The sequence below is a fragment of the uncultured Methanofollis sp. genome (genome assembly GCF_937919355.1).
Classification (GTDB): Archaea; Halobacteriota; Methanomicrobia; order Methanomicrobiales; family Methanofollaceae; genus Methanofollis.
This window is the reverse complement of record NZ_CALFSA010000020.1, coordinates 1-2,420: the sequence shown is the minus strand read 5'-3', so window position 1 is coordinate 2,420 and position 2,420 is coordinate 1. Positions and strand designations below refer to the sequence as shown.

Genomic DNA, 2,420 nt, shown 5'->3' with positions numbered 1-2,420 from the left:
GACCGTCACCATGACAGTCAACGAGACGCCGACCCTGACGACGAACATGACCGTAAATGAGACAGTCACCGCCACCCCGCGACCGCCCGCGGGACCTGTCACCATCGCCCTGACGGCCGAGAACTTCGCCTTCGACCGCTCCACAATCGAGGCCCCGGCAGGGGCGAAGGTCACCATCAACTTCGAGAACAAGGACCCCGGCGCCCAGCACAACGTCGCCTTCTATGAGACGAGCGCGGCCGAGGACATCATCTTCAAAGGCGACCTGGTGACAGGACCGGGCAAGGCGACGTACACCTTCACCGCCCCGTCCGAACCGGGGACGTACTTCTTCAGGTGCGACTCGCACGCAACCAGGATGCGGGGCGATTTCGTCGTCACATAATGGGTCATGGGACGGAGAGCGCCGTCATATCTCGGCCTCCTGAAGACAGGGGAACTCGCCCGGCGTGCTGCGGAGGCGCGGGAATGCCTCTCCTCCTGCACCCTCTGCCCCCGGCAGTGCCGGGTGGACCGCCTCCACGGGGAGGTGGGCTTCTGCCGGAGCGGGAGTCTCCCGAAGGTGGCGAGTTTCGGCCCGCACTTCGGCGAGGAACCTGAACTCGTGGGGAGGCACGGGTCAGGGACGATCTTTTTTTCCCGCTGCACGATGCGGTGTGAATACTGCCAGAACTACGAGATCAGCCAGTGCGGCGCCGGGCGGGAGATCACCTGCGACGACCTCGCCCGGATCATGCTCGCCCTCCAGGACGACGGCTGCCATAACATCAACCTCGTCTCCCCGACCCACTTCGTCCCCCCGATCATCGCGGCGCTCCAGACCGCCGCGGGAGAGGGCCTCGCCCTCCCCCTCGTCTACAACACCGGGGGCTACGACTGCGCCTCGACCCTACGCCTCCTCGACGGCATCGTGGACATCTACATGCCGGACGCCAAGTACGGCGACGACGAGACCGCCCTCAAACTCTCCCATGCCCCGCACTACACCCGGTACATGCAGGAGGCGATCAGGGAGATGCACAGGCAGACCGGCGACCTCGTCGTCGACGGGGAGGGGATTGCCGTCCGCGGCCTGATCATCCGCCACCTCGTCCTCCCCGACGGCCTTGCCGGGAGTCGCGAGGTCTTCCGCTTCATCGCGCAGGAGGTCTCGAAGGAGAGTTACGTGAACGTGATGGCGCAATATCGGCCTGAATGGCACGCGGCTGAGGGCGAGTGCGGCCTCCCTGAAAGTCTCGGCCGCCGGATCACGAAGGCCGAGTACGACGAAGCCATCAGAGAGGCCGAAAAGGCCGGTCTCCACCGGGGGTTCCCCCGCCCGCCGCCCACAGGTTTATGAGGTGAGAAGGGAATGCAGGTGTGTTTTCATGACAGAGATCAACCTCTTTGAGACCGTCAAGGGGCACATCTGCCAGTGCGCCTATGACCTCAGCCTTGCCCCGGATATCGAGGCGATCCTGAAGACGCCGATGCGGGAGTTCAACTTCTCCATCCCCGTCAGGATGGACACCGGCCGGATCAGGACATTCCAGGCATTCAGAGTTCAGTACAACGATGCACGCGGGCCGACAAAAGGGGGGATACGCTTCCACCCGGACGGGACTATCGACACGATCCGCGGCCTTGCAGCGTTGATGACATGGAAATGCGCCCTTTTCGGCCTCCCTCTCGGCGGTGCGAAGGGGGGGATCGTCTGCAACCCGAAGGAACTCTCCGAAGGGGAACTCGAACGGCTGAGCCGGGGATATATCATGGGCGTCTCCCGGATCATCGGGCCTCACACCGACATCCCGGCCCCGGACGTCTATACCAGTCCGAAGGTCATGGCCTGGATGATGGACGAGTACTCGCGGATCGTCGGGAGGACGACCTTCGGGGTGATCACCGGCAAACCCCTCTCTGTCGGCGGTTCGGAGGGGCGGGAAGACGCCACGGCGCGGGGCGGGTGGTACGTCGTCGCCGAGGCGGCAAAGGACGCGGGCATCGACCTCCGCGGGGCGACCGTGGCGATCCAGGGCTTCGGGAACGTCGGCACCCATGCGGCCGTTCTCGGCCAGTACCTCGCCGGCGTGCGGGTGGTGGCGGTGAGCGACAGCAAAGGCGGCGTCCTGAACAGGAACGGCCTTGAGGTGAGGAGGCTCGAAGACCACAAAGAGAAGACGGGGAGCGTCAGGGACTTCCCCGGCGCCGAGAATATCACCAACGAGGAACTCCTCGCCCTCGACGTGGACATCCTGATCCCCGCGGCACTGGAGAACACGGTCACGGCAGAGAACGCACCGCAGGTCAGGGCAAAGATCGTTGCGGAGTTTGCGAACGGCCCGGTCACCAACGACGCTGAAGCGGTCCTCAAGGGGAAAGGGACCGTGATCGTCCCCGACCTCCTCTGCAACGCCGGCGGGGCCGTGGTCTCCTACTAT

3 protein-coding genes are annotated in these 2,420 nt (G+C 64.8%); all 3 read left to right on the top strand.

The features are described from left to right. The coding region (locus Q0520_RS01130) for a cupredoxin domain-containing protein (protein WP_342765222.1) at nt 1–385 on the top strand (385 nt) is incomplete at its 5' end. A 6-nt stretch (nt 386–391) separates the two neighbouring features. After that, the gene (locus Q0520_RS01125; RefSeq protein ID WP_298665592.1) at nt 392–1,339 is read left to right on the top strand and encodes a radical SAM protein; all 948 of its coding nucleotides are present in this window, start codon (nt 392–394) and stop codon (nt 1,337–1,339) included. A gap of 28 nt (nt 1,340–1,367) precedes the next feature. Next, nucleotides 1,368–2,420: Glu/Leu/Phe/Val dehydrogenase (locus tag Q0520_RS01120; protein WP_298665589.1), on the top strand; the 1,053-nt coding region annotated here is incomplete at its 3' end.

Coding starts and splice junctions, on each gene's coding strand:
- Q0520_RS01125 (WP_298665592.1), top strand. CDS start 392: ATGGGACGGAGAGCGCCGTCATATCTCGGCCTCCTGAAGACAGGGGAA.